Origin of the sequence: Promicromonospora sp. NPDC023987 (assembly GCF_040639055.1) — a bacterium.
GTDB lineage: Bacteria > Actinomycetota > Actinomycetes > Actinomycetales > Cellulomonadaceae > Promicromonospora.
The window spans coordinates 37,873-63,032 of the sequence record NZ_JBEZZF010000018.1 but is presented as its reverse complement, the minus strand read 5'-3'; the positions used below and the strand labels follow the sequence as shown (position 1 = coordinate 63,032).

Sequence of the window (25,160 nt, the reverse complement as noted above, 5' to 3'; positions counted from 1 at the left end):
GGGAACCTTGTGTTGGGAACCTTGAGCAGAGCCTGGCCGTTCCATCTTGGTACGGCCCAACCATTTGATGACGTGAGGTAACGCAGTCGTGTCCTTCGCCGCAGCACCTCGTCGCCCTTCCGGCGGCGGCGCCCCCCGAGCCCGACGACGCAGTCCGCTGGGGGTGGCGGTAGTCGCGGTCGCCGTCGTCGTCGCGGCGCTGCTTCTCCTTGCCCAGTTCTGGACCGAGGTGATGTGGTTCGATCAGCTCGGGTTCTCCCGGGTGATCTGGACCGAGTGGGGCACCCGCGGAGCCCTGTTCGCCGCCGGGTTCCTGATCATGGCTGGGACAGTGTTCTGGTCCTTCACCGCCGCCTACCGGTCTCGCCCCATCTACGCCCCGAGCACGCCGGAGCAGGCGACGCTCGACCAGTACCGTGAGGCGGTCGAGCCGCTGCGCCGGGTGGTGATGATCGCCGCACCGGTGCTCGTCGGCTTCTTCGCGGGCCTCGCGGCGTCCGCGCAGTGGCGCACGGTGCTGCTGGCGTTCAACGGCGAGTCCTTCGGCGAGACCGATCCCGAGTTCAACATGGACCTCGGGTTCTTCGTCTTCACGCTGCCGATGCTGCGGTTCAGCGTCGGGTTCCTCATCTCGGTCGTCGTGATCGCCGGCATCGCCGGGCTGATCACGCACTACCTGTACGGCGGGCTCCGGGTCGGGCCGTCGGCGGCCGGCGGTCCTCGTACGACTCCCTCCGCGCGCATCCACCTGGCCGTCGTCGGATCGGTCGGCCTGCTGCTGATCGCCGCGAACTACTGGCTGGACCGCTACTCGCTCCTGACGAACACGGGCGACCGCTTCGACGGCGCTTCCTACGCCGACGTGAACGCCGTGATCCCGTCCAAGGGGATCCTCGCGGTCGTGGCGATCTTCGTCGCCGTGCTGTTCATCGTCACCGCGTTCCGTGGTGACTGGCGGCTGCCGGCCATCGGTGTCGGGCTCATGGTGGTCTCCGCCATCGCGATCGGCGGCATCTACCCCGCGGTCGTGCAGCGTTTCCAGGTGAACCCGAACGCGCAGGAGCTGGAGAGCGAGTTCATCCAGCGCAACATCGACGCGACCTTGTCGGCGTTCGGCATCGACGACGTCGAGAAGGAACAGTACGACGCCACCACCGAGGCGGAGGAGGGCGCGCTGCGGGAGGACGCCGAGACCGCCGCGTCGATCCGTCTGCTGGACCCGCAGATCGTGTCGCCGTCGTTCCGCCAGCTGCAGCAGAACAAGCAGTACTACAACTTCGACGACTCGTTGTCGGTCGACCGCTACGAGATCGACGGCGAGTCCCGCGACACCGTGATCGCGGTGCGCGAGCTGAACCTCGACGGCCTGGGCCAGGACCAGCGCAACTGGGTCAACGACCACACCGTGTACACGCACGGCTACGGGGTCGTGGCCGCGTTCGGCGAGCAGACGGGCCCGGACGGACGCCCGGCGTTCTTCGAGGGCGGCATCCCGTCCGAGGGCGCCATCAGTGAGCTCGAGGACGGGTACGAGCCCCGCATCTACTTCAGCCCGAGCACCGAGACCTACTCGATCGTGGGTGCGCCAGAGGGCACGGAGGCGTGGGAGCTCGACTACCAGGCCGACGACCAGGAGAACGGTGGTCAGGTCAACACGACGTTCACCGGCGACGCCGGGCCGAGCGTCGGCTCGTTCGGGAGCAAGCTGCTGTTCGCGCTGAAGTTCGGCGAGGAGCAGCTCCTGTTCTCCGACCGCGTGACGAGCGAGTCGCAGATCCTGTACGACCGTGACCCCCAGGAGCGCGTCAGCAAGGTCGCGCCGTGGCTCACGCTCGACAACAAGGTCTACCCGGCGGTCGTCGACGGCCGCGTGAAGTGGATCGTCGACGCGTACACCACGACCGACGCCTACCCGTACTCCGCGTCGACCCCGCTCGACGAGGCGGTGGCGGACACGCTGACCCAGCAGCAGGGCGCCCCCATCGAGCTGCCGGAGGAAGTCAACTACATCCGCAACTCGGTGAAGGCCACCGTCGACGCCTACGACGGGTCCGTCGACCTGTACGCGTGGGACGCCGAGGACCCGATCCTCAAGGCCTGGACCAACGTCTTCCCGGCGTCGGTCCAGCCGATGGAGGAGATCTCGGGCGACCTGATGAGCCACGTGCGGTACCCGGAGGACCTGTTCAAGGTGCAGCGCACCCTGCTCAGCGAGTACCACGTGAGCGACTCCTCCGAGTTCTTCTCGGGCCAGGACTTCTGGAACAACCCGGCCGACCCCACCTCGGACGTGGAGCCGGCGCCGCTGCAGCCGCCGTACTACCTGACGCTGCAGATGCCAGGCCAGGAGGATCCGGCGTTCTCCCTGACGTCCACCTTCATCCCTGGCGGTAACACCGACCGCGAGGTGCTGACCGGGTTCCTCGCCGCGGACGCCGACGCTGGGAGCAAGGACGGCGAGAGAGCCGAGGGCTACGGCAAGCTACGCCTGCTGGAGCTGCCACGAGATACGACGGTGCCCGGCCCAGGCCAGGTGCAGAACAACTTCGACTCGAACCCGACGATCTCCGAACAGCTGAACGTCCTCGAGCTCGGTTCCTCCACGGTGCGGCGCGGCAACCAGCTCACCCTGCCGATCGGCGGTGGTCTGCTGTACGTGCAGCCGGTGTACATCCAGTCGACCGGTGGCACGCAGTTCCCGCTGCTGCGCAAGGTGCTGGTCGCCTTCGGTGACAACATCGGCTTCGCCGACACGCTCGACGAGGCGCTGGACCAGGTGTTCGAGGGCGACTCGGGTGTCGAGGCCAGTGATGCGGGCACGGCCGAGGACGAGGCGCCGATCGCACCGCCCACCGGTGAGCCGGGCACGGAACCGACCGGCGAGCCCTCCGGTCAGCCGTCTGCCCCGGCGACGGAAGAGCCGGGTAGCGGCGGCGGTGGTGGCGGTTCCACGGAGCTGGACGCCGCGCTGCAGGAGGCGGCCACCGCCATGGAGGAAGCCACTGCCGCCCAGCAGGAGGGTGACTGGGCCGCCTACGGTGAGGCGCAGGATCGCCTCCAGCAGGCGCTGGAGGACGCGATCGCGGCCGAGCAGGCGCAGGGTGGATCGGCGGGGTAGCTCTCCCGTCGCGCGCTGAGCGTGCGGTACGTGTCAGACAAGGGCCCCCGGTGTTCGCGCCGGGGGCCCTTGCCATGCACGGGCAGGGCCGGCCGCAGAGCGCGTTCAGTCGCGCCTGCGGGCCACCACCACCGAGTTGATGACGTCGTCGGTGGGGTGCACGACCTCCAGCACCTCGAAGCCCGGCATCGCGCCCAGGTCCACCGCTGGGTACAGGAGGCCGCGCAGACCGCGCGCGCTGCGCGCAAGCAGCATCGCGCCAGGCCGCATGGCGCCGGCTACCCGGTGCAGGATCGCCGCCTTGGCCGACGGCGTCTCGCCCACCAGTGCCGCGAGCACCACGGCGTCGTAGCCCATGAGGCCGACGTCGGCGGCGTCGGCCTCCTCGAACTGGACCCGGGACGCCCCGGTCCGGGTGGCGACCCGTCGGGCGAGGTCGACCGCCGCTGGGTCCCGGTCGAGGCCGACGACAGGGCAGCCGAGCGCGTCGGCGTAGCCGAGGGTGCTCAGGGGGAGCGGCCCGCAGCCGAGCATTGCCACCGACCTCGGCGCGCCGCCCGCGTGGACGAGGAGGCGCACCTCGAGCGCAGTGAGCCGGTCATAGTTGTCGAGGTACGGGAACGTGGCCAGCGCGGCCCTGGGGTCGGGCGCCGTGGCGATATGTTCGGCCCAGGCGTGCTCGAGCGCGGTCTCGCCGCGCGCGGAGAGATCTCGGATCGCACTCCTCCGGCTCTCGATCTCTGGGTGCGCAAGGATCTCGCGGGCCTGGCGGTCGGGCGCCGACAGGATCGCCTGCACCAGATCGCCGAAGAGCGCATTCGTGTGTGGGTCCGGCCGCAGGTGGGAAAGGGTGGAAAGCTGGTCGGTGAGGTGGACGATCCTGTCGGCGGTCAGGGTGGTATCGCTCAGCTCCGTCGTCATGGGGACGATCGTTCCATGGCCGGATCGGTTCGATCGCTTGTGACCTGCGTCTCCACTGCCCGGCCGGGTTTGCACTCAGCCTCCGGGCGTGCGTAAAGTAGGGGTTACCGCCGCGGGGTGGAGCAGTTCGGTAGCTCGCTGGGCTCATAACCCAGAGGTCGCAGGTTCAAATCCTGCCCCCGCTACAAAATGAAGGCCCGGAACCACCTGGTTCCGGGCCTTCTGCTTTGCCTGGAGCGAGGATGTGTCGATCCTTTCTGCTTCGATGGGCGTTCTGATGTGAAAACTGCCCCCTGCCCTGCGCGTAAACTGTCCCCTGAAAGCCGCGTAATGTGTATCCTCGATGCATGGTGATTTCGGGCGACTACCTGCCACGTGTGATGGATGCCGAGGTTGGAGAGGCTCTGGGGTTTGCCGGAGCGGTGCTGATCGAAGGGCCGAAGTACTGCGGCAAGACCTGGACTGCGATGCAGTTCGCCCGGACGGTTGTCCGCGTCGACGACGAGGAAGACCTGCAACTCCAGGCGGCGCTCGACGTCGACCCTGGCCTCCTGCTCAAGGGCGAGGTGCCGGTCCTGCTCGACGAGTGGCAGTACGCACCGAGCCTGTGGAACAAGGTGCGGCGTGAGGTCGATCGTCGTCAGGCGGATGGGCAGTTCATTCTGACAGGCTCGTCCACGCCGGACGATGACGCCCGTCGTCATACCGGTGCCGGCAGGTACGCGGTGCTGCAGATGCGTCCGATGAGCTTGTTCGAGTCAGGTCACTCCACCGGGCAGGTGTCCCTGCGGCAGATGTTCGATGGCAAGGCTCCGCGTGGTTTTGCCCCGTCGTGGGACGCGACCTCCGCACGGCGTGCGATCGCCGAGAGGGTAGTGGTCGGCGGCTGGCCAGCCAACCAGAAGCGCAGCGTCGTCGCAGCGGCGAGGGCGAACGAGAACTATCTTTCGCTGATCCGGCAGCACGACATCTCTCGAGCCACCGGGGAGAATCTCAGCCCAGATGTGGCTGAGAAGGTCATCCGCTCGCTGGCGCGCGGAGTTGCCACCCAGATGGGGGAGGCTGCTGTCGCACGCGACGCCCGGGGTGGGGAACCTGGCCACACCCTGCCGCCCGCGGAGAAGGGCGCGGATGCCACTAGCCGCAAGGCTGTTGCTGCTCACCTGGACGCGTTGAGGCGCCTGCGGATCATCGAGGATCAGCCCGCGTGGGGGCCGAGCGTCCGGTCGGCCAGGCGCCTGCAGTCGACCCCGAAGCGACATCTCGTCGATCCGTCGTTGGCAGCTGCAGCTCTGGGCGCCGGAGTCGAGCGGCTGACGTCGGATGTGCTCGCACTCGGCACGCTCTTCGAGTCCCTCGCCATCAGGGACCTGCGGGTCTACTCCCAGCCGCTGCGTGGCCGTGTCACACACTACCGTGACGAGAAGAAGCTCGAGGTCGACGCCATCGTCGAGCTTCCCGACGGTCGCTGGGGTGCGTTCGAGGTCAAGCTCGGCACGACGCAGAAGGTTGTCGACGGCGCAGCGGCGCAGCTTCGTCAGATGGCTGCACTCGTCGACGACAACCGGTGCGCGTTCCTGGCCGTCCTGACCAACGGCGGCATCGCAACCCGCCGCGACGACGGTGTCGACCTTGTCCCACTGACGATGCTCGCGCCGTGAATCACCGCGCCGGACCAGACTCCCGCCGTGTCGCCCGAACTCCGAGCGCGAGTGAGGCGAACTCAGGGGAGCAAGAACGATCGGTTCCGCGCTCGCAGTCACACCCCCGGTCGGTGCACGATGCCCTGAGCATGGACCGCGGACCGGTCGGGCTCCGCAGGGCGGCTTCGCCTGCCATGTGGCCAGCCGCCCAGTCATCGATCGATTAGCATCCCAAACCTATTGAATATCGAGCGATCATCCTCGATACTCGATGCATGAACCGCATAGTCTTCGTCGTCCTCACCTTTCTGATCCTGCTCGGGCTGGTCCTCAGCCTCTTCGCCCAGGCCGTGATCCTGCCTGGCATCGCGGCCGACGAGGTCGAGTACTTCCCGCCGTACGAGCCCTACCGTGTGCCGCTCCTGGCCGCCGGGATCGCCTTCATCGCCTGCGCGCAGGTGTCCCTCGTGGCCCTCTGGGCTCTGCTGCTCCGTGCCCACACCGGCGTCTTCTTCCGGCCGGGATCGCGGCCGTGGGTGATCACGATCAGCGCGGCGATCGGCGTCGCGACACTGCTCACTCTCGGCCTGTTCCTGTTCCTGACCTTCGCGGAGTTCCCGACGCCCGCCGACGGTATGGAATCGCTGGGACTGTGGATGATGAGCGGCCTCGGGTGCCTGATCGGCACAGCGCTGCTCGGCGTCATGTTCGTGGCTCATCGGCTCGTCGAGCGGGCGACGAGCGCACAGATCGAGCTGGACGGCGTGCTCTGATGGCCATCGTGGTCGACATCGACGTGCTGCTCGCGAAGCGAAAGATGCCGGTCGGCGACTTCGCGCAGGCGATCGGCCTGAGCCCGGCCAACGTGTCCGTGCTGAAGAACGGACGCGCGAAGGCGGTTCGCTTCTCGACGCTCGACGCGATCTGCCAGGTGCTCGACTGCCAGCCCGGAGACGTTCTGCGGTGGGTCCCCGACGACAGCATCGAGCCCGGGAGCGGTCCAGCGGTCAGCCCTTGACGGCTCCGGTCCAGGGCTGACCGCAAGCTCGACCGTTCCGCGGGAGTCAGATCCTTTCCAGCCGAAGCATCGACCAGGACACCGGCGGCAGGTCGACGTGCGCGCGGTCGTCGGCGACCTTCGCCGTCGTGTTGGGCCGTGGCAGCACGGAGGTGGCGTCGTCCGCCGTCGCCGACCACGTGTGGTCGGGATTGGCCAGCGTGAGCGCCTCGACCACCCGCAGCCCGGGGAACCCGCGCAGGTCGACGTCGAGCGCCACGTCGTCGGTCAGCGACCGGTTCACCGCGAGCACCACGACGCCGCCCGACGCCGTGTCATGGGTCGCGGCGGCGTCGAGCACCGGGACGGCGCCGAACTTCGCCGTCTCCTGCACGGGCGCGTCCACGGCCAGACGCAGCACGTCGCCGGCGGCGTGCCGGGCGGTGAGCGCGAAGGGGTGGAACGTCGTCTGCCGCCAGGACCGCCCACCCGGCTCCGTCATGATCGGCGCGATGACGTTGACGAGCTGCGCGAGCGACGCCGCGTGCACGCGGTCCGTGTGCCGCAGCAGGGAGATGAGCAGGTTGCCGACCACGACGGCGTCGGCGACGTTGTACCGGTCCTCCAGCAGCACCGGCGCTACGGGCCAGTCGTCGCCCGACGGCGGCCGCGACTCGGCGCGCTTCTGGTACCAGACGTTCCACTCGTCGAACGAGACGTGGATCCGCTTGCGGTGCTTGCCTGCCGCGCGCACGGCGTCGGCGGTCGCGGCCACCGCGTCGACGAAGTGGTCCATGTCCACGGCGGAGGCAAGGAAGGACGCGAGGTCACCGTCCTCCTCCCAGTAGTAGGCGTGCGCCGAGATGTGGTCGACATGCTCGTACGCCTCGGTGAGCACCGTGTGCTCCCACTCCCCGAACGTGGGCATCTGGGACCCCGACGAGCCGCACACCACGAGCTCGAGGTCCGGGTCGACCATGCGCATCGCTCGTGCGGTCTCGGCCGCGAGCCGCCCGTACTCGTGCGCGGTCTTGTGGCCGATCTGCCACGGCCCGTCCATCTCGTTGCCGAGGCACCACATCTTGATCCGGTACGGGTCCTCAGCGCCGTTGGCCCTGCGCAGGTCGCTCCACTGCGTGCCGCCCGGCACGTTGCAGTACTCGAGCAGGTCCAGGGCCTCCTGCACCCCGCGCGTGCCGAGATTGACGGCCAGCATCGGCTCGACACCGGCCCGGGCGCACCAGCGCATGTACTCGTCGATGCCCACGAGATTCGGGTCGGTCGAGTGCCAGGCGAGGTCCAGGCGCCGGGGCCGCTGCTCGACCGGTCCGATCCCGTCCTCCCAGCGGTACCCCGAGACGAAGTTGCCGCCGGGGTACCGCACCGTCGTGACGCCCAGCTCGCGAGTGAGGTCGACGACGTCGCCACGGAAGCCGTCGGCGTCGGCGGTCGGGTGGCCGGGTTCGTGCAGACCTGTGTACACGCTGCGGCCCAGGTGCTCGACGAACGAGCCGAACGTGCGGGGGCGCACCGGGCCGACGACGAACGCCGGGTCGATGGTGACGGATGCGGACAGCATGAGTGATGTACTCCTCGGTGGTGGGGGCGTGCGGCATTGCGTCGCGCACGCGGGGCGGCTGCCGTGGGGCACGGCAACCGCCCGGCGTGTGCGCTCGAACGGCTCGGGGACCTACTGCCCCAGCTGGTTCTGCAGGTCGGCCTGCGCCTGGTCCAGGGCCTCCTGGGCCGGGGTGCCGTTCTCGTAGATCTCGTTGAGCGTGACCGTGCGGAAGGTGTCGTCCACGGTGGGCCAGTTGGGGTCGCTGAAGGACTCGAAGTGCCCGATGCCGCCCTTCACCTCGTTCAGCACGTCGAACAGGTTCGTCTGGAAGTACTTGTTGAACTTGTTGTCGGGGTTCTTGGTGACGTCCTCGTCCTCCCAGACGGCCATGTTCACCGGGTCGAAGCCCAGCACCTCCCACACGGCGACGTTCGCCTCGGGGGAGAGCTTGGCGAACGCGAGCCACTCGGCGGCGAGGTCCTTGTTCGGCGAGACGGCGGGGACCGCCGCGCCGGTGCCGCCGCCACCGATCGTCTGCACGACGGCGTCGTCAGTGACGGGCGCCGGCGCGATGGCCACCTTGCCCGCGAGGTCGGGCATGTAGTCGACGAACCGGGACGTGTACCACGCCGGGTAGACGATCGCGGCGTAGTCGCCGTCGTTGATGGCGCCGAACGCCTCCTCGGAGTCGGGGCTCCCGCCCGGGATCGTGGAGACGGCGCCGGCGTCCTGCATGTCCTGGACCATCGAGAGGGTCTCGGCGACCTCGGGGCTGTTCACCTGCACGTTGCCGTCGGCGTCGAAGAACTCGCCGCCGAGCTGTGCCGCGATGAGCGGCTCGAGGAACATGACGCTCGTGCTGGCGACACCGAACGCCTTTCCGGTCTCCTTGTTGTACTTGGTCCCGGCCTCCTTGAAGTCGTCCCAGGTCTTGATGGTCGTGTAGTCGATGCCGGCGCCCTCGAGGGCCTCCGTGTTGTAGAACGTGGTGAAGGCGCCCACGTGCGTCGGGAACCCGTAGATCTTGCCGTCCTTGCTGTACAGGTCGAGGCGGGCCTGGACGACGTCGTCCTTGTACGGGGCCGCTGCCTCGGTCAGGTCGACCAGCGGCGGGTTCTCACCCTTGACGAAGTTGGCGAACTTGTTGACCTCGATGTCCACCACGTCGGGCAGGCCCTCGCCAGAGTTCACGGCGAGCTGCAGCTTGTTGTGCATGTCGTCGTAGGGGTAGACGGTGACCTCGAGCTGGATCTCGTTGTCGGGGTTGGCCTCGTTCCAGCGTTCGGCCATCTCCTCGTAGTACGCGGCGTGCACGTCGGCGAACGTCCACATGTTCAGCGTCGTGGAGCCGTCCGCGTTCTTGACGGGCGCTTCCGGCTGTCCGCCGCCGCAGGCGGTGAGCACCGTCACCGCCACTGCGGCGACCAGCGCGGACACCGTCGTCCGTAGCCTTGTCATGAGTTTTCTCCGTTCGATCTGGGGAGGGGTCAGCCTTTGACCGCTCCCGCGGTGATTCCTTCGATGAAGAACCGCTGGAATGCGAGGAAAAGAATGAGGACGGGGATCAGCGAGAAGAACGCCCCGATGATGAGCAGCTCGTAGTTGTTGCCGTACGGCGTCAGGAGCGTGTTCAGGCCGATGGGGAGCGTGAACTTCTCGGGGCTGCGCAGCACCAGCAGCGGCCAGAGAAAGTTGTTCCAGCAGAGCATCCCGTTGAGGATCGCCATGGCGGCCATCGCGGGCTTGGTGATCGGCAGCACGAGGCGGAAGAAGATCCCGAACTCGCTGACGCCGTCGACCCGGCCGGCCTCGATGATCTCCTTCGGTATCCCCAGGAAGTACTGGCGGAAGAAGAAGATGGTCACGGCCGCGGCCAGGAACGGGAGCACGATCACGGCGTAGGTGTCGGCCAGCCCCATGTCGTTCACCTGGACGTACAGGGGGAGCATGAGCATCTCGAACGGCACCGTCATGACCAGCAGCACCATGATGAACCACAGCGTCTTGGTCCTGAACTCGTACATCGCGAAGCCGTAGGCCACGAACGAGCTCACCAGCAGCGTGCCCGCCACCTGCGCGATCGTGAGCAGCAGCGTGTTGGCGAACCAGCGGAAGTACGGCCCCGAGTCCGTGAACAGCAGCACGTAGTTGTCCAGGCTCAGCGTGCCGAGGTCGACGTCGAACGTCATGCCCCGCCGGATCACCTCGTTGCCGTCCTGGAACGTGCCCACGAAGATCGCCAGGAGCGGGACCAGGGAGATCAGCGCGATCACGACGAGGAACGCGCCCTGGATCCAGGCAGCGGCGGACGGGGTGATCGACCGGCGGGCGGTCGGCTGAGCGGCCATCACGCGGCCTCCTTCTTGAAGGTGCCGCTGGCGGCGAGGTAGCCGATGTTCAGGGTCATGACGACGACGAGCAGGACCACACCGACCGCCGAGGCGAAGCCGAGGTCGTTCTCCTCGATGCCCTTGCGGTAGAGGTATCCGACGACCGTGAGGCCCTGGTTGTTGGGCGAGTTGTTGCCCGCGTAGAGCATGAAGCTCTCGAGGAACATCGAGAGGCCGCCGTAGACGCTGATCGTGACGACGTACACGATGGTCGGCTTGATGTTGGGGATCGTGATGTGGATGAACTGCCGGAACTTGTTCGCCCCGTCGATCGACGCCGCCTCGTAGTACTCGGTCGGGATCGCCTGCATCCCCGCCAGGAAATACATCATGTTGACCCCGGTCCACCGCCAGAGCGCGATGGCCAGCAGCGCCACGAGACCGGTGAGGTCATCACGCAGCCAGCGGACGGGGCCGAACCCGAAGAACTCCATGACCTGGTTCATCATCGCGGAGTCGGACTCCGCGAACATGAGCCGGAAGACGATGCCCGCGACCACGACAGAGGTCAGTGCGGGGATGAACATCGAGGCCTTGAAGAGGCCCTTGATGCGGGCGCTGCCGATGTTCGAGTTGACCAGGGCGGCGAGTGCCAGCGGGATCGGGATGAGCAGGACGAGCGTGAGCACCATGTACCGGAGGCTGTTGAACAGCGCCTGCCAGAAGATGCGGTCCCCCCAGAGCCGCTCGTAGTTGGCGAGCCCGATGAACGTCGCCTGCCCGTAGAGCACCTCCTGGGTGCTCATCACGAACGACCGGCCGAGCGGCACGACCCAGAAGACGGCGAGGGTCACCAGGAACGGCAGGATGAAGAGGTACGGCGCGAGCCTCTTCGAGTACAGGAGCTGTTTCACGGCGGTCTGGTCCTCCTTGATCAGAGCCGGGTGGCACCCGCGCGAGCGGACGTGGCCGCCGATCGCGGGGTGTCATGATGGGCGGCGTGGTGAAGATGAGCGATGTGGCACTCGAGGCCGGCGTCTCGAAGATGACGGTGTCGAACGTCATCAACGGACGGCCGGGGGCGAGCGACGAGACTCGTGCCCGGGTGCTCGAGGCGGTATCCCGGCTGGGCTACCGGGTGAACGCGACCGCGCGCCAGCTGCGCGCCGGCCGCACCGGTGCCATCGGCCTGCTGGTTCCCCACCTGGACGGGCCGTACTACTCCCACCTCGCCGCTCGCCTCGACACCCTGGCGCGGGAGCGGGGGTATCACGTCATCATCGAGCGCACCGGAGCGAGCAGGGAGGGCGAGCTCGCCGCCATCTCCCCCGAGCGGGTGCGCCCCTACGACGGCGTGGTGTTCAGCCCGGTGCAGATCGACACGGCGGACGTGCGTCGCGCCGGCGTCGAGGTGCCGGTGCTGCTGCTCGGCGAGCGCCGTCTGGCCGGTGAGTTCGACCACGTGATGATGGACAACGTGGGTGGTGCGGAGCTCGCCACGTCGTACCTGCTGGAGCGCGGCGCGCGGCGGATCGCCCTGATCGGTGGCCGCACGGACGACGGCGTCGACAGCATGGCGACGCTGCGCACCCGTGGCTATCGCAAGGCACACGCCGCCGCGGGCGTGCCGGTCGACGAGCGTCTCGTCGTCGACGCCGCCTCGTTCACCACGAAGGACGGTCACGAGGCCGTCCTGCGGCTCCACCGCGACGGCGTCCGGTTCGACGGGGCGTTCGCACTGACCGACGCCGCGGCGATGGGTGCCCTGCGCGCGCTGGCCGACATCGGCCTGCGCGTGCCCGCCGACGTCCAGGTGGTCGGCTTCGACAACGACGCGGAGAGCGAGTACCTCGTCCCCCGCCTGACCACCATGGACCCGGACAACGACACGATGGCCGAACGCATCATGGAGCTGCTCCTGCGACGTGTCGAGGCGGACTCGTCCGACGTCGGCGACGTGGTGGAGTCGGTGATGTCGGCGCGGATCGTCGTGCGTGAGTCGACGCTCGATCAGGCACGCGGCCGCTAGTCGGTCGGTCATAGCTTCTCTTCCTTGAGAGCCCGCCACCGGGCAGGTGTTTATCGATAAAGTAGGGCGGTCCGTGGGCCGTGTCAACGACCTTGTCGAAATCGTTCTTTAACGTTAAAGTTCTCGCGATCGGACCGCACTCGTGCAAGGGAGCACGCAGATGACTCGTAGGTTCCGCACCACCGTTCGCGCTGCCCAGGCAGCCGTGGTCACGGCCGCGTTCGCCGTCGTCGCAGGGCTGGCGCCCGTCGCGCAGGCAGGCTCGCCGCAGCCGGCGCCGCAGACGTCGCCGGCAAGCCTGGCCGCCCAGCCCACCGGGCCGGCGGCGTCGGACACGCCGTCGTTCCGCTGGACCACCGGCGATCCCGTGATCACGCCCATGCCAGACCAGGAGCACGACTCGGTGGCGGTCAAGGACCCGAGCGTCGTCCGGTCCGGCGGCAAGTACCACGTGTTCATGACGACCACGCCCGGCGAGGGCATGGGCTGGCACATGGCCTACAAGAGCTTCACCGACTGGTCGGAGGCAGACGCCGCGCCGATCCACTACCTGGACGAGACAGCTATCGGCCCCGGGTACCGGGCTGCGCCGCAGGTGTTCTGGTTCGAGCCGCAGCAGCTCTGGTACCTGATCTACCAGGACGGGAACGCCGCGTACTCGACCACCGAGGACATCAGCGACCCCACCTCGTGGAGCGCGCCGAAGCACTTCTACTCGGACATGCCACAGGTCATCCAGGACAACATCGGCAACGGCTACTGGCTCGACTTCTGGAACATCTGTGACCGCGGGAAGTGCTACCTGTTCTCCTCCGACGACAACGGTCACCTCTACCGGTCGGAGACGTCGGTCGCGGACTTCCCGAACGGGTACGACGAGAGCACCGTCATCGCACGTGAGGAGGCCGATCGCTTCGACTTCTTCGAGGCCGGCGCGCTGTACAAGATCCGGGGGACCGGCAAGTACCTCCTGCTGATGGAGGCGATCGGGGACGACGGCGCACGCCTGTACCGGTCGTGGACCGCCGACTCGCCCGACGCCGACGGCGACGAGTGGGTGCCCCTCGCGGACACGGCGGAGAACCCGTTCGCCCGGTCGAACAACGTCACCTACGAGACCGAGCCGTGGTCGGTCGACGTCTCGCACGGCGAGCTCCTGCGCACCCAGCGGGGCATGACGCCGACGATCGACCCCTGCGAGCCGCTCCAGATGATCTTCCAGGGCTACGACCCCGACGACGTCGTCGAGGGCGGTGGCTACGGTGACCTGCCGTACCGCCTGGGCTTGCTCACCGCGGACGGACCCAACCCGATCAGTGCCCTGTGCGAGGAGCGGTAGCTGTCGGTGGCCTACGGCTGCCAGGTGTGCACGTCGCACCTTGCGGCCAGGGTCCTGGCCGCTGTCCCGGGGTGACATCAGACAGGCGTGGCACCTTTCTCCCACTTCCCGGCACTTGAGGATGATTGCCAACATCTCCCTATCCGGTGCGGAATCCCGAGCCGGCAGGAATGCGGGTCGCTCTGCGACCTGATGGAGGGAGAAACAATGAGGAGAAGAGCGTCTGCGCTTCTCGCGGTCTTCGCGTTGATGGCCTCGATGCTGGCGGCCGTGGTGGGTGTGGCGGCCCCCGCGTCCGCCGCGGCACGTGACGGGAACTGCGACAGCGGCGAGTTCTGTTATTACTACAACAGCGGCAATGCCGGATCGGTCTCGGACTTCACCGGTTCGGTCGGTGACTACGGCACCACGCAGCCGTCGTGCTACGACTTCAAGGGTTCGGGCTCGGGCCAGGGCGAATGCATCAAGAACAACGCTGCCTCGGTGTGGAACCGGACCGGCGAGACGGTGCGGGTGTATTTCAACACCGGCTACGGCGGTATGTACCAGAACATCGGCGCGGGCTACAAGGGCCAGCTCAGCGCGGAGCTGTACAACAACAACGCCTCGCACCAGTTCGTCGGGACCGCCGGCACGGACACCGGTGCACGCAGCGGCACCTGCGAGAGCGGCGAGTTCTGCTACTACTACAACAGCGGGAACGCAGGGTCGATCTCGGACTTCACCGAGTCCGCCGGCAGCTACGGCGACGCACAGCCCACCTGTTATGACTTCAAGGGCGCCGGCGCCGGCCAGGGCGAGTGCATCAAGAACAACGCCGCATCCGTCTGGAACCGGTCGAGCAAGACCGTCCGTGTCTACTTCAACAGCAACTACGGGGGCTCGTACCAGGACGTGGCGCCGGGCTTCAAGGGCCAGCTCAACAGCACCGTCTACAACAACAACGCCTCTCACCAGTTCGTCGGCGCGACCGCACCCGGCAGTGGTTCGCGCAGCGGTACCTGCGAGAGCGGTGAGCTCTGCTACTACTACAACAGCGGGAACGCAGGGTCGATCTCGGACTTCACCGACTCGGTCGGTGACTACGGCACCACGCAGCCGTCGTGCTACGACTTCAAGGGTGCGGGCTCCGGCCAGGGCGAATGCATCAAGAACAACGCCGCGTCCGTGTGGAACCGGTCCAGCAAGACGGTCTGCGTCTACTTCAACAGCTATTACGGCGGCTCCGCGCAAGAGGTGGCGGCCGGCTTCAAGGGGCAGCTGAACGGCACGCTGTACAACAACAACGCCTCCCACAAGTTCGTCACGAGCTCCGAGTGCCCGGTGACAGAAGGTGGCGGCGGCGGTGGCGGCGGTGGGGACACCAGCGGTGACTACGCGCAGAAGGTCGAACGGGTCATCCAGGCCGCGCTGTCGCAGACCGGTCAGGGCTACACCTACTCGTGGGGCGGCGGCAACAAGTACGGCCCGACCTACGGCGTCTGCTGCAGCCCTGGCGGCTACGACGACCGGAGCCGGTACGGCTTCGACTGCTCCGGCCTGACGCAGTACGCGTTCTGGCAGGGCGCGGGCGTCGACATCGGTACGTACACCGGTGCGCACCTCAGCAAGGGCACGAAGGTCTCGATGAGCAACTTGCGGCGCGGCGACCTGATCATGTGGGGCGGCTGGTCGAGCACCTATCACGTCGCCATATATCTAGGAAATGGCCAGATGGTCGAGGCATCATCACCACGCACCTCGACCAGCGTGCACGTGACCAACGTGTACGGCGGTGACTTCGGGATCCGCGTGAACATGTGACCCTCGCGCACGGCTAGCAAATGGCACGGTCCTGCCACCGAATGCGATGGCAGGACCGTGCCATTTCTTGTTCTCGCGGCAGGAGTCGCTGGGGCACTTTCGTGACAGCCCGCATCCCTTGTTGCGTGCCGAGAGGCGGGAAAGGATCAAGGCAGAAGCCATGAAGCCCCCGTCGAACGGAGAATCATCGTGCAGCTCAACGTCCTCCAGCGCGCCACCGCCGTCGTCCTGACCGCGGTCCTGCTCACCGCCGCGGGCCAGGGCGTGGCGAACGCGTCCGACCCGCAGTGGGAGTCGGACCCCCAGTGGGAGTCGGCTCCGCCGACCTCCGCCCAACCCTGACGATCGATGCGCATCGTCAGGATCGTCGTCGAGGCGCCACGCACCGCGGCCTGGACGACGTCGGCGGAGGTCGCCGAGGCGGTCCGGGCCGTGGCCGTCCCGCAGGACGAGCTGATGCACGTCTACGTCGGGTCGCTGCCCGCCGGCTTCGGTGTGGTGCTCTTTCTCCTGGTCTCGCTGGACCAGGCGGCAGCGACGGGGTGCCGGCTGGTGCTCGCCGCCGCCGACTCCCTCGAGCTGCCGGGCTGGACGCTGGGCACGGTCAGGGCCTGCAGCCCGGCAGGGCTCAGCTGAGGTCCGCAGGATCCAGCCAGCCGCAGTCCAGCGCCCGCGCCCCCGCCTGGAAGCGGCTGCAGGCGTCCAGCCGTTCCATGAGGCCGCTGCTCAGGCGGCGCACCGTGCGCAGGGACACCCCGAGCCTGCGGCCCGCGGCCTCGTCGGTGGCTCCCTTGGCCCACAGCCGGAGCAGCTCGTGCTCCTGCACCGACAGGCCGTCGTCGTCGTGCCGCCGGTCGGCGCCCAGCGGGGTAGCCGAACGCCAGGTCTGGGCGAACAGGGCCATGAGGGCGGCCACGACGCCGGGGGACGTCATCACGACTGCTCCGGAACCCGACTCGGTATCGGTCAGGGGGACCATCGCGTGGTCCTGGTCGATGATCTGCAGGCGGACGGGGACGGTCGCGGCCAGCCGCACCTCTGCCCCGTTGTTGCGCAGCCAGGTCGCATGGTCCCAGGTCGCCTGGTCGTTGCGGATGCTCTCCAGGTAGACGGTGCGCATCCGGACGCCGCGTTCCAGGAGCGTCTCGCTCAGCGCACGGCTCGACTCCAGCGCACGCGACGACGTCGCCCGGGTCGGCACGAAGGTGCACAGGTCCTGCGTGCACTGCTCCGTGAGCGTCGCCAGGCGGTCCCTCGCCTCCGCAGCGGTCTCGAGGACCTCGACGTCCGGCCCCTTGCGCACGTTCTGCAGCTCGGAGACGAGGCGCGCGAGCGCCACCCGGCCCTCCTCGATCTCCTGGTTGCGCCGTGCGACCTCCGCCTGTTCCCGGGCGAGCAGTGCGGCGAGCCCCACCTCCGGGCTGACCGGACGAAGCCCGTCGTCCCCGGCCCAGGAGTCCTCGACCAGCATCAGGCGGGACAGCTCGTCCAGCGCGTCGTGGACCTGCGCCTCGTCGACCCCGAGCGCGTCCGCTATCCGGTCCGGCCCCGCGTCGCGATCCCTCAGCATCTGCAGGTAGACCGACTCGGCCGTACTGGACATCCCCAGGCTCTGCAGCATCCTCTGACTCCCCGATCGAACGGACGAACGGGCCCCGGGTGGCCGCCCCGGTGTCGCATGTTTGCACAGGGTGCCAGGCTCGGACAGGGTTTTGCCCCGAATTCATCCCCTCCCACGACCACCTGAGCCGGTCCGCCTGGCACCCTCGAGACAGAGCGACCCGCGCGGCGGGTCCGGGAAACCTGCCGGAGCGCTTCGGCTCGCCGACGGGCCCCGGTCGCGCGGAGTTCACCCGCCCGACAGCACACGGCGCTTGCATGGCCTCAGCAGGCAGCCCACTCGGCAGGCACAAGGAGACAACCATGCGCGCACGAACCACCATCGGAGCGGCCCTCGCGGCCGCCACCCTGCTCGCGGGGCTGGCCACGCCGGCGTCGGCCGCACCGCCTGGGGGCGGTGCCGACCTTGGCGAGCCGCACGACGCCGCGCACGCCCACAACGACTACGAGCACGACCGTCCGCTCCACGACGCGCTGTCCCACGGCTTCACGAGCGTCGAGGCGGACGTCTGGCTGGTCGACGGCGAGCTGCTCGTCGCGCACGACCTCGTCGACGTGGACCCCGCCCGAACCCTGGAGAGTCTCTACCTCGACCCGCTGCGGGACCTGACGCGCGGCCGCGGGCGCAGTGTCTATCCCGGCTGGGACGGCAGCCTGCAGCTCCTCATCGACATCAAGTCGGACGGTGAGTCCACCTACGCGGAGATCCACGAGGCGCTCGCCGAGCACAGGGCGATCATGACCCGCGCCGTGCACGGCCGCGTCCAGGACGGCCCCGTCACCGCCGTCATCAGCGGCAACCGGCCGCTGGAGACGATGCGGTCGCAGCGGGTGCGGTACGCGTTCTACGACGGCCGCTCCGGCGACCTGGGCTCGGGGCTCCCCGCGAGCCTGATGCCGCTGGTCAGCGACAACTGGACGAAGCTGTTCGCGTGGCGGGGTGAGGGCGAGATGCCCGCGGCCGAGCGGGAGCGCCTGCACGCGTTCGTGGACCAGGCGCACGCGGCGGGCCACCGCGTCCGGTTCTGGGCGACGCCCGACCAGCCGGGCGCGGCGCGCGAGGCGGTCTGGACAGAGCTCGCCGACGCCGGCGTCGACCACATCAACACCGACGACCTGCCAGGCCTAGACGCCTTCCTCACGTCCCACTAGCCCGCGTCGTTGAGTGCTGGGTATTTGCGCCGATCCGGTCCGGAAAAGCGCAAATAGCCAGCACTCAACGGTGGGTCAGGAGGCTAGGGCCGCCGTCGGAGGGGTTTTCGCCGCGCGGACCGCCGGGTAGAGGCCCGCTATCGCGCCGATGACCAGGGTCGCCGTGACGGCTACCACGATCGCGGCCGGCGGCAGGGCGAACGGCCAGCCGTTGATGCCGGCCATGATCGCGGTGGCGCCCGCCCCGAAGGCACTCCCGAAGAGGCCGCCCAGAGCGGAGAGCAGGAGCGCCTCGGCCAGGAACTGGACCAGGATGTGCCGCCGGGTGGCCCCGAGGGAGCGCCGGAGCCCGATCTCCCGCCGGCGCTCGAGTACCGAGATGATCATCGTGTTCGCCACGCCGATCCCACCGACGAGCAACGCGATCGACCCGAGCCCGAGCAGCAGGCCGGTGAACGCCTGGTTGGCGGCGGTCCGCGCGGCGAGGGCGTCCGACGGCCGGGACACCTCGACCTCGCCCGGCGCCTCCGGTGCGATCGTCGGCGCCAGCAGAGCGCGGACGTCCTCGACGGCCGCGTCGGCCGAGCGTTCGTAGATCGTGGTGGGGCTGCCGTCGAAGCCGAACAGGTCCGTGGCGACGTCCGCACCGATGAGCGCGGCGGCGTCCAGCTCGGGAGCCAGCGCCACCGGGTCCAGGATGCCGACCACGGTGAAGTGGGTGCCGCCCAGCCAGACCTGGGTGCCGGGCGCTGTCACGCCCAGCCGCTCGGCGGCGACGCTCCCGAGCACCACCGCAGGGAAGCGCTCGGTGGCCGCGTTGAGCCAGGCCCCTGAGTCGACCTGGCCGGAGACCACGCCGAGCAGGTCCGGGTCGGCGGCCATGGTGGCGATCCCGCCGGTCGCCTCCGGGTCCGACAGCGAGCTGCGGTAGACCGGTTCCGGCACGAGCGCGGTGCTGCTCGCGCTCTCGACCCCGTCGACCCGCCGCACCTTGCCGAGGGTGTCGGGCGGCAGGGCGGTCTGTTCCCCGGTGATGCTCGTGCCGGCCTGCGCGGTCAGGAGGTTCGTGCCGAGCTGTGCGAGCTGGTCGTTCAGCCGGGCCTGGCTGGACGACGAGATGCCCACCACCGCGACCATCGCGGCGATGCCGATGGCGATCCCCAGCGCGGAGAGCACCGCGCGGGTCGGCCGCGCGCGCAGCCCCGTGGTGCCGAGACGCACCACGTCCTGGCCGAGCAGGCGTGACCTGGCCGGAAGGCGGCCGTCCGGCGGCCGGCTCGCCGTCCCGGGCGGGCGAGCGGTGACGGTGCTCACGACCCCTCCTCCGAACCGGTCGAGTCGCTGACCACACGCCCGTCCCGCAGGGCGATCCGGCGCGGGAGCCGCCCGGCCAGCTCCGCGTCGTGGGTGATCACCACGACCGTCGTGCCCTGGGCGTTGAGCTCGTGGAGCAGCTCGACGATCGCGGCGCCCGACGCGGTGTCGAGGTTGCCCGTTGGCTCGTCGGCCAGCAGCAGCGGCGGGTCTCCGACGACGGCGCGGGCTATGGCGACCCGCTGGCGCTCGCCGCCCGAGAGCTGGTTCGAGTGGTGGTCGAGCCGACGGCCCAGCCCGACACGGTCCAGCGCCTCGGCAGCCCGCCGACGGCGTTCCGCGCGCGGGACCCCGGTGTACAGGAGACCGTCGGCGACGTTGTCCAGCGCCGAGACGCCCTCGGCGAGGTGGAACTGCTGGAACACGAACCCGATGCGGTACGCCCGCAGGGCCGAGAGAGAGCGGTCGTCCAGGTCGTCGACGTTCAGGCCGTCGATGCGTGCGACACCTGCGGTGGGACGGTCCAGCGTGCCGATGAGGTTCAGCAGCGTGGACTTGCCGGACCCGCTGGGCCCGACGATCGCGACCAGCTCACCGGGCATGATCCGCAGGGTCACGCCCGCGCACGCCAGGACCGGTGGCTCGCCGTAGGCGCGCTGGACGTCGTCGAGGGCGACGAGCGGGTTCACCGGGCGGGTGGGCAGGGCAGCAACAGTGGTGGTGGTCATCGCTGTGGCACCACCACTCGCTGGCCGGCCTCGACGTCGTCGCCGGAGATCTCCACCCGGCCACCGGCGAACAGCCCGGTGGTCACGGGGACCTGGTGCGTGGAGCCGTCGGGGTCGACCACCTCGATGCCGAACTGCTGGGGCGTGATCGCGATGAGGGCCCCCACGGGCACTGAGAGCACGTCCTTGCGCCGTTCGCTGGGGATGTCGACGCTCACCGCGGCCTCCTGGAAGGCTGCCGCCTCCTTCGGGGAGTCGAGCGAGACGACGACGGGGATCACCGTCTTCGCCTGTCCGGTGGTGTCCTCGGTCTCCGTCGGGGTGCCGACCGAGGTGATGGTCCCGGCCGTCTCCTTCCCGCCGGGAAGGCGCACGGTGACCGGGTTGCCGATCACGGCGAGCTGCTGGTCGTCCAGCCCCAGGTCCACGCTCACGACCTGGCCGGTACCTGTCGTCTCGAACAGCTCGGCCCCGGGGCCGGCCTGGCTCCCGATGCTCGCCGTCAGGGTACCGATGCGCAGGTCACCCCTGGCGAACAGGACCGACCCGAGCGGCAGCTCACCGGTGCGCTTCAGATCGTTCGCCTCCTCCCAGTCCATGATCGCCTCGGTGGTGGTCCAGTCGAAGTCCTCGTCGGGCTCGGCATCGAAGTGGCCGAGCTCGCGGAGGTTCTCCTCCAGCTGGCGCACGTCCGGCCCGTCGCTCATCCCGGAGACGTAGTCGCGCCAGGCGGGCAGCTTGCCGCGCAGCAGGAACACCGGGGCGTCGTCGACCGCGTAGAGCTCCTCGCCCGGGCTCACGACCGAGCCGGCCTTCGGCAGGCTGGTCACGACTCCCGCGACGGCAGCCTGGATGGTGCGCGGCTCGGAGAACCGCAGGGTGCCCGCCGCTGTGGTGCTGCCCTCCAGGTCGCCGAGGACCACCTCGTCGGTGTCGCCCTGGAAGGTCTTGGCCGTCTCGTCCTGCTGGTCGGCAGAGCTCGCGAACGCGTGGATCCCGAGGCCGGCGCCGGCGGCCACCGCTGCCACCGCCAGCAGCCCGACCACCGCGCGCCGCCCTCGTCGCGGTCGTCCGGGGGCGGCGCCGGACTCGTCGGTCGCGGCCATCAGTTGCCACCTGCGCCGGTGGAGCCGCCGATGCCCTCGGGCACGCACTCCTCGAGGACCGCCTCCGGGGCGTCCATGGGGATGGTGATCGACTCGCCGGGCCCCGGGTCCGGGACGTCGTGGCCGTTGTCGCGGAAACAGGCGGCGATCTTCAGCCATTCTGCTCGCTGCTCCTCCTCCGACTTCTGCGGACCGGCGCCGGGCGCGGCCGGCGGCTCGCCCAGCTCGGCCTGGCACGCCTCGGCCGCCTCCATGAACCCGTCGCCCGCCTGCGCCTCGATCGAGCCGTCCGAGTTCGGGTCGGGCATGTCGACGCCCTGGTCGCGCATGCAGGAGGCGAACGCGAGCTGGTAGTCGTCGAAGGACTGGGACGACGTGTCGCTGCCTGTGCCGCCGCCGGTGTCCGGTGTGTCGTCGCTGGTACCGCACGCGGTGAGGGCGCCGAGCAGCAGCGGGATCGCCAGTGCCGCGGCGGTGAGCCTCGAGGTCAGGTACGTCGTCATGGGTGCTCCTTGGGCTGGTGCCACGGGCTGTCCGTGGACGCCGCCAAGTCGAGCACCGGGGACGTTGTCAGGAGGTTCAGGGATTCCTTTACGTTCTCCCAACCTCTGATGTGATTGCCTGGTCCGGTTCCTGGCCCGTGTCCAACCCATGCCCTGGGAGGCCCGTAGTGCGCGTGCTGATCGTCGAGGACGAGCCCTATCTCGCCGACGCCGTCCGGGTGGGCCTGCGTCGCGAGACCATCGCCGCCGACGTCGTCCACGACGGCGCCGCCGCCCTCGAGTCGGTCGCAGGGAGCGGCTACGACGTCGTGGTCCTCGACCGCGACCTGCCCGGCATCCACGGCGACGAGGTCTGCGCGCGGCTCGCGAGGGACCACCCGGACGTGCGGGTGCTGATGCTCACTGCCGCGCGCTCCCTCGGCGACCGCGTGGCCGGGTTCGAGCTGGGCGCGGACGACTACCTGCTCAAGCCGTTCGATTTCCCCGAGCTGGTCGCCCGGCTGCGCGCGCTCGAACGCCGCACCCAGCCGGCACGGCCCCCGGTGGTCGAGGCCCACGGCATCCGGCTCGACGCGTTCCGGCGCGAGGTCTACCGCGACGGCCGGCTGGTCCGGCTCAGTCCCAAGGAGTTCGCGGTGCTTCAGGTGCTGATGAACGCCGACGGCGGGGTGGTCAGTGCCGAGTCCCTGCTGGAGCGCGCCTGGGACGCCAACACGGACCCGTTCACCAACACGATCCGGGTCACCATCTCCAACCTGCGCAGGCGCCTCGGCGAGCCGTGGGTCATCCGGACGGTGCCGGGCGCCGGCTACCGGTTCGGTGCCTGAGATGGGGATCAGGCGGCTGACGATCCGCGCCCGGCTCACTCTCAGCTACGCCGGTCTGATCATCGGGTGCGGCGCGGTGCTGATCGCCATCGTCTATCTCTACATGCGCTTCGTCCCGAGCTACCAGACCGTGCCGGCTCGTCGCGTCGATTCAGCTGAGTTCCAACCCGCCACCCCCGTCGGGGCGTCGGGACCGACACAGGCCATCGAGATCAGGACGGTCGAGGACTTCCTCGACAACCTGCTGATCGCCTCGGTCGCGGCGCTCGCCCTGCTCGCGGTGCTGGGCGGCACCGTCGGCTGGATCCTGGCCGGACGCATCATCAAGCCGCTCACCGTCATCAACGCCGCGGCCAACCGGGCCTCCACGGGAACGCTCGACCACCGCATCGGCCTCGGCGGGCCCGCCGACGAGATCCACGACCTCGCCGACACCTTCGACCGCATGCTCGCGTCGCTGGAACGCTCGTTCGCCGCCCACCGCCGGTTCGCCGCGAACGCCTCGCACGAGCTGCGGACCCCGCTGGCCACCACCAAGACCATGATCGACGTGGCCCTCGCGGACCCCGGTACGGACCGGGCCGAGCTGCGCCGGCTGGCCGAACGCGTCGGCGAGGTCAACCGCGCCAGCGTCGAGACCGTCGACGCGCTCCTCGACCTCGCCGACGCGGACTCCGGCACCGCGGCTCGAGCGCCCGTCGACCTGACCGCCATGGCCCACGACGTGGTGGCGGACCTGGCCGACGAGGCGGTCGTCGTCGGCGTCGACCTCACCGCCGCCGGCCCGCCGTGCGTGGCCCTCGGCGACCCGGTCCTCCTGCGCCAGGCCGTGACGAACCTCGTGCGCAACGCGATACGGCACAACGTGCCGGCGGGGCAGGCCACCGTCCGGGTCACCACCGACCACGACCGGGCGTGCGTCACCGTCACCAACACCGGCCCGCAGGTGCCTCGCGATTCGCTCGACGCGCTCACCGAGCCCTTCGTCCGTGGCGCCGGACGCTCCCTCACGCGCGGGTCGGGCCACGGCCTCGGCCTCGCCATCGTCTCGGCCGTCGCCACGGCGCACGACGGCACGCTCGCCCTGCACCCCAACGCCGACGGCGGCCTCACCGTGCACCTCGACCTCCCACGCCCGGCCGAGGCTCGCGTGGCGGCATCGTAGGGTCGGGTCATGATCAAGGAGCCGCTTCGGCAGGACGAGGTGGAGGCCTTCGAGAGCTTCCGGCCGCGTCTCGAGGCCATCGCGTACCGCCTGCTGGGATCGGCCGCGGAGGCCGAGGACGTCGCCCAGGAGGTGTTCCTGCGCTGGGCGGCCGCTGACCGCGCGCGGATCAGGGTGCCGGAGGCGTGGCTGACCCGGGTCCTGACCAACCTGTGCCTCACCCAGCTCAGGTCCGCGCGGTCCCGGCGCGAGGTCTACGTCGGCCAGTGGCTGCCGGAGCCGGTGCTGGGCGGTGACCCGATGCTCGGCCCGGCCGACACCGCGGAGCAGCGCGACTCCGTGTCGACGGCGATGCTCGTGCTGATGGAGCGCCTCACGCCGAACGAGCGGGCGGTCTACGTGCTGCGGGAGGCCTTCGCCCTGACGCACGCGGAGATCGCCGAGACGCTCGACATCACCGAGGTCGGCAGCCAGCAGATCCTGCACCGCGCCAAGCAGCACCTCGCCGCCGAGCGGCCTCGCGCCGACGTCGACCAGACCGCCGCCCGACAGGTCGTCGAGGAGTTCCTCGCGGCCGCCACGAGCGGCCGGACCGAACCGCTGGTGCGGCTCCTGACCTCGGACGTGATGGGGATCGGCGACGGCGGCGGAAAGCTCCCGGCGCGGCGCGAGCCGTTCTTCGGCGCGGAGACCGTCGCCCGGTTCCTGCGCGGGCTGTTCCGGCCGGCGGAGGCCAAGTGGGCGCTCGTCGGCGGGCGCCCCGACATCTACGCGTGGACCGCCAACGGCCGGCCGGCGCTGGTCGTCGTCGTGCACGGCGAGCTGGTCGGCGTCATGACCCTCGAGGTCACCGCCGAGGGGATCTCCGCGGTGCTCAGCCAGGTCAACCCGGACAAGCTGGGCCGCGCGGCCCGGCAGTGGGCGGCCTCGGACCACGGCGAGCCGGTGTTCAGCTGGTGAAGCGGGCTGCTGGCGGTGGGTGACCACCGTCACACGTGCGGGTG

General features: G+C 69.4%; 23 protein-coding genes and 1 tRNA gene. 14 read left to right on the top strand and 10 right to left on the bottom strand.

The window, feature by feature from the left end; all coding sequences use genetic code 11:
* Window positions 1–88 precede the first annotated feature (88 nt).
* On the top strand, window positions 89–3,118 hold the full coding sequence (locus AB0F40_RS11025; RefSeq protein ID WP_357466635.1) for a UPF0182 family protein: 3,030 nt from the start codon (window positions 89–91) through the stop codon (window positions 3,116–3,118).
* A gap of 105 nt (window positions 3,119–3,223) precedes the next feature.
* Here the strand turns inward: AB0F40_RS11025 and AB0F40_RS11020 are convergent, their stop codons facing one another.
* The gene (locus AB0F40_RS11020; protein ID WP_357466632.1) at window positions 3,224–4,039 is read right to left on the bottom strand and encodes a nicotianamine synthase family protein; all 816 of its coding nucleotides are present in this window, start codon (window positions 4,037–4,039) and stop codon (window positions 3,224–3,226) included.
* 111 nt (window positions 4,040–4,150) lie between these two features.
* Between AB0F40_RS11020 and AB0F40_RS11015 the strand changes: the two genes are divergently transcribed.
* The 4 genes from AB0F40_RS11015 (at window position 4,151) to AB0F40_RS11000 (ending at window position 6,700) form a co-directional block, all read left to right on the top strand.
* Window positions 4,151–4,224: transfer RNA gene (locus AB0F40_RS11015), tRNA-Met, on the top strand.
* A 162-nt stretch (window positions 4,225–4,386) separates the two neighbouring features.
* Complete coding sequence (locus AB0F40_RS11010) at window positions 4,387–5,700, top strand: ATP-binding protein (RefSeq protein WP_357466630.1); 1,314 nt, start codon at window positions 4,387–4,389, stop codon at window positions 5,698–5,700.
* 257 nt (window positions 5,701–5,957) lie between these two features.
* Window positions 5,958–6,455, top strand: coding sequence for a DUF2975 domain-containing protein (locus tag AB0F40_RS11005; protein WP_357466628.1), 498 nt, complete (start codon window positions 5,958–5,960; stop codon window positions 6,453–6,455).
* Entirely contained in the window at window positions 6,455–6,700 is a 246-nt protein-coding gene (locus tag AB0F40_RS11000) for a helix-turn-helix transcriptional regulator (RefSeq protein WP_357466626.1), read from the top strand. Before AB0F40_RS11005 ends, AB0F40_RS11000 begins: the two co-directional genes overlap by 1 nt.
* A 46-nt stretch (window positions 6,701–6,746) precedes the next feature.
* Here the strand turns inward: AB0F40_RS11000 and AB0F40_RS10995 are convergent, their stop codons facing one another.
* The 4 genes from AB0F40_RS10995 to AB0F40_RS10980 form a co-directional block, all read right to left on the bottom strand.
* Entirely contained in the window at window positions 6,747–8,258 is a 1,512-nt protein-coding gene (locus AB0F40_RS10995; protein WP_357466624.1) for an alpha-N-arabinofuranosidase, read from the bottom strand.
* A gap of 111 nt (window positions 8,259–8,369) precedes the next feature.
* On the bottom strand, window positions 8,370–9,698 hold the full coding sequence (locus tag AB0F40_RS10990; RefSeq protein WP_357466622.1) for a sugar ABC transporter substrate-binding protein: 1,329 nt from the start codon (window positions 9,696–9,698) through the stop codon (window positions 8,370–8,372).
* A gap of 29 nt (window positions 9,699–9,727) precedes the next feature.
* Window positions 9,728–10,588: a carbohydrate ABC transporter permease gene (locus AB0F40_RS10985; protein WP_357466620.1), complete on the bottom strand. Its 861-nt coding sequence runs from the start codon at window positions 10,586–10,588 to the stop codon at window positions 9,728–9,730.
* Window positions 10,588–11,484 carry a sugar ABC transporter permease gene (locus AB0F40_RS10980; protein ID WP_357466618.1) on the bottom strand — a complete coding sequence of 299 codons (897 nt, stop codon included), beginning with the start codon at window positions 11,482–11,484 and terminating at the stop codon, window positions 10,588–10,590. The genes AB0F40_RS10985 and AB0F40_RS10980 overlap by 1 nt, the downstream gene beginning before the upstream one ends.
* Before the next feature lie 95 nt (window positions 11,485–11,579).
* On the opposite strand from AB0F40_RS10980, the gene AB0F40_RS10975 reads away from it, so the two are divergent.
* The 5 genes from AB0F40_RS10975 (at window position 11,580) to AB0F40_RS10955 (ending at window position 16,377) form a co-directional block, all read left to right on the top strand.
* Window positions 11,580–12,599, top strand: a complete 1,020-nt coding sequence (locus tag AB0F40_RS10975) for a LacI family DNA-binding transcriptional regulator (protein WP_357466616.1) — start codon at window positions 11,580–11,582, stop codon at window positions 12,597–12,599.
* A 160-nt stretch (window positions 12,600–12,759) separates the two neighbouring features.
* Window positions 12,760–13,938 carry a non-reducing end alpha-L-arabinofuranosidase family hydrolase gene (locus tag AB0F40_RS10970; protein WP_357466614.1) on the top strand — a complete coding sequence of 393 codons (1,179 nt, stop codon included), beginning with the start codon at window positions 12,760–12,762 and terminating at the stop codon, window positions 13,936–13,938.
* A 207-nt stretch (window positions 13,939–14,145) separates the two neighbouring features.
* Window positions 14,146–15,741, top strand: coding sequence for a peptidase inhibitor family I36 protein (locus AB0F40_RS10965; protein ID WP_357466612.1), 1,596 nt, complete (start codon window positions 14,146–14,148; stop codon window positions 15,739–15,741).
* Window positions 15,742–15,930: 189 nt separating this feature from the next.
* Window positions 15,931–16,083 carry a hypothetical protein gene (locus AB0F40_RS10960; RefSeq protein WP_357466610.1) on the top strand — a complete coding sequence of 51 codons (153 nt, stop codon included), beginning with the start codon at window positions 15,931–15,933 and terminating at the stop codon, window positions 16,081–16,083.
* Window positions 16,084–16,089: 6 nt separating this feature from the next.
* Window positions 16,090–16,377 (top strand): hypothetical protein, encoded by a 288-nt coding sequence (locus AB0F40_RS10955; RefSeq protein ID WP_357466608.1) that lies wholly within the window; start codon window positions 16,090–16,092, stop codon window positions 16,375–16,377.
* Here the strand turns inward: AB0F40_RS10955 and AB0F40_RS10950 are convergent.
* Complete coding sequence (locus AB0F40_RS10950; protein WP_357466606.1) at window positions 16,370–17,362, bottom strand: LuxR C-terminal-related transcriptional regulator; 993 nt, start codon at window positions 17,360–17,362, stop codon at window positions 16,370–16,372. The two genes, AB0F40_RS10955 and AB0F40_RS10950, sit on opposite strands and share 8 nt — an antisense overlap.
* 302 nt (window positions 17,363–17,664) lie before the next feature.
* Between AB0F40_RS10950 and AB0F40_RS10945 the strand changes: the two genes are divergently transcribed.
* The gene (locus AB0F40_RS10945; protein ID WP_357466604.1) at window positions 17,665–18,513 is read left to right on the top strand and encodes a phosphatidylinositol-specific phospholipase C/glycerophosphodiester phosphodiesterase family protein; all 849 of its coding nucleotides are present in this window, start codon (window positions 17,665–17,667) and stop codon (window positions 18,511–18,513) included.
* Between the two features lie 75 nt (window positions 18,514–18,588).
* Here the strand turns inward: AB0F40_RS10945 and AB0F40_RS10940 are convergent, their stop codons facing one another.
* From AB0F40_RS10940 to AB0F40_RS10925, 4 genes are read right to left on the bottom strand one after another with little or no spacing between them, the layout of a single operon-like run.
* The gene (locus AB0F40_RS10940) at window positions 18,589–19,827 is read right to left on the bottom strand and encodes an ABC transporter permease (RefSeq protein ID WP_357466602.1); all 1,239 of its coding nucleotides are present in this window, start codon (window positions 19,825–19,827) and stop codon (window positions 18,589–18,591) included.
* Window positions 19,824–20,555 (bottom strand): ABC transporter ATP-binding protein, encoded by a 732-nt coding sequence (locus AB0F40_RS10935; protein WP_357466601.1) that lies wholly within the window; start codon window positions 20,553–20,555, stop codon window positions 19,824–19,826. Before AB0F40_RS10935 ends, AB0F40_RS10940 begins: the two co-directional genes overlap by 4 nt.
* Window positions 20,552–21,661 (bottom strand): HlyD family efflux transporter periplasmic adaptor subunit, encoded by a 1,110-nt coding sequence (locus tag AB0F40_RS10930; RefSeq protein ID WP_357466599.1) that lies wholly within the window; start codon window positions 21,659–21,661, stop codon window positions 20,552–20,554. Before AB0F40_RS10930 ends, AB0F40_RS10935 begins: the two co-directional genes overlap by 4 nt.
* Window positions 21,661–22,164 (bottom strand): hypothetical protein, encoded by a 504-nt coding sequence (locus tag AB0F40_RS10925; protein ID WP_357466597.1) that lies wholly within the window; start codon window positions 22,162–22,164, stop codon window positions 21,661–21,663. Before AB0F40_RS10925 ends, AB0F40_RS10930 begins: the two co-directional genes overlap by 1 nt.
* 167 nt (window positions 22,165–22,331) lie before the next feature.
* Here AB0F40_RS10925 and AB0F40_RS10920 point away from each other — a divergent pair, with 167 nt between their 5' ends.
* Genes AB0F40_RS10920 through sigJ form a run of 3 tightly spaced genes read left to right on the top strand, consistent with a single transcriptional unit; the run spans window position 22,332 to window position 25,116 of the window.
* The gene (locus tag AB0F40_RS10920) at window positions 22,332–22,991 is read left to right on the top strand and encodes a response regulator transcription factor (protein WP_357466595.1); all 660 of its coding nucleotides are present in this window, start codon (window positions 22,332–22,334) and stop codon (window positions 22,989–22,991) included.
* A gap of 1 nt (window position 22,992) precedes the next feature.
* The gene (locus tag AB0F40_RS10915) at window positions 22,993–24,156 is read left to right on the top strand and encodes a HAMP domain-containing sensor histidine kinase (RefSeq protein ID WP_357466593.1); all 1,164 of its coding nucleotides are present in this window, start codon (window positions 22,993–22,995) and stop codon (window positions 24,154–24,156) included.
* Window positions 24,157–24,165: 9 nt separating this feature from the next.
* Entirely contained in the window at window positions 24,166–25,116 is a 951-nt protein-coding gene (gene sigJ / locus AB0F40_RS10910; RefSeq protein WP_357466591.1) for an RNA polymerase sigma factor SigJ, read from the top strand.
* The last annotated feature ends 44 nt before the right edge of the window (window positions 25,117–25,160 follow it).

What these genes read in the sequence shown, in the direction of transcription:
- AB0F40_RS10955 (WP_357466608.1), top strand. Translation starts at nt 16,090, where the DNA reads ATGCGCATCGTCAGGATCGTCGTCGAGGCGCCACGCACCGCGGCCTGG.
- AB0F40_RS10965 (WP_357466612.1), top strand. Translation starts at nt 14,146, where the DNA reads ATGAGGAGAAGAGCGTCTGCGCTTCTCGCGGTCTTCGCGTTGATGGCC.
- AB0F40_RS10985 (WP_357466620.1), bottom strand. Translation starts at nt 10,588, where the DNA reads ATGGCCGCTCAGCCGACCGCCCGCCGGTCGATCACCCCGTCCGCCGCT.
- AB0F40_RS10935 (WP_357466601.1), bottom strand. Translation starts at nt 20,555, where the DNA reads ATGACCACCACCACTGTTGCTGCCCTGCCCACCCGCCCGGTGAACCCG.
- AB0F40_RS10925 (WP_357466597.1), bottom strand. Translation starts at nt 22,164, where the DNA reads ATGACGACGTACCTGACCTCGAGGCTCACCGCCGCGGCACTGGCGATC.
- sigJ (WP_357466591.1), top strand. Translation starts at nt 24,166, where the DNA reads ATGATCAAGGAGCCGCTTCGGCAGGACGAGGTGGAGGCCTTCGAGAGC.
- AB0F40_RS10915 (WP_357466593.1), top strand. Translation starts at nt 22,993, where the DNA reads ATGGGGATCAGGCGGCTGACGATCCGCGCCCGGCTCACTCTCAGCTAC.
- AB0F40_RS10950 (WP_357466606.1), bottom strand. Translation starts at nt 17,362, where the DNA reads ATGCTGCAGAGCCTGGGGATGTCCAGTACGGCCGAGTCGGTCTACCTG.
- AB0F40_RS11005 (WP_357466628.1), top strand. Translation starts at nt 5,958, where the DNA reads ATGAACCGCATAGTCTTCGTCGTCCTCACCTTTCTGATCCTGCTCGGG.
- AB0F40_RS10995 (WP_357466624.1), bottom strand. Translation starts at nt 8,258, where the DNA reads ATGCTGTCCGCATCCGTCACCATCGACCCGGCGTTCGTCGTCGGCCCG.
- AB0F40_RS10970 (WP_357466614.1), top strand. Translation starts at nt 12,760, where the DNA reads ATGACTCGTAGGTTCCGCACCACCGTTCGCGCTGCCCAGGCAGCCGTG.
- AB0F40_RS10975 (WP_357466616.1), top strand. Translation starts at nt 11,580, where the DNA reads ATGAGCGATGTGGCACTCGAGGCCGGCGTCTCGAAGATGACGGTGTCG.
- AB0F40_RS10945 (WP_357466604.1), top strand. Translation starts at nt 17,665, where the DNA reads ATGCGCGCACGAACCACCATCGGAGCGGCCCTCGCGGCCGCCACCCTG.
- AB0F40_RS10990 (WP_357466622.1), bottom strand. Translation starts at nt 9,698, where the DNA reads ATGACAAGGCTACGGACGACGGTGTCCGCGCTGGTCGCCGCAGTGGCG.
- AB0F40_RS11010 (WP_357466630.1), top strand. Translation starts at nt 4,387, where the DNA reads ATGGTGATTTCGGGCGACTACCTGCCACGTGTGATGGATGCCGAGGTT.
- AB0F40_RS11020 (WP_357466632.1), bottom strand. Translation starts at nt 4,039, where the DNA reads ATGACGACGGAGCTGAGCGATACCACCCTGACCGCCGACAGGATCGTC.
- AB0F40_RS11000 (WP_357466626.1), top strand. Translation starts at nt 6,455, where the DNA reads ATGGCCATCGTGGTCGACATCGACGTGCTGCTCGCGAAGCGAAAGATG.
- AB0F40_RS10930 (WP_357466599.1), bottom strand. Translation starts at nt 21,661, where the DNA reads ATGGCCGCGACCGACGAGTCCGGCGCCGCCCCCGGACGACCGCGACGA.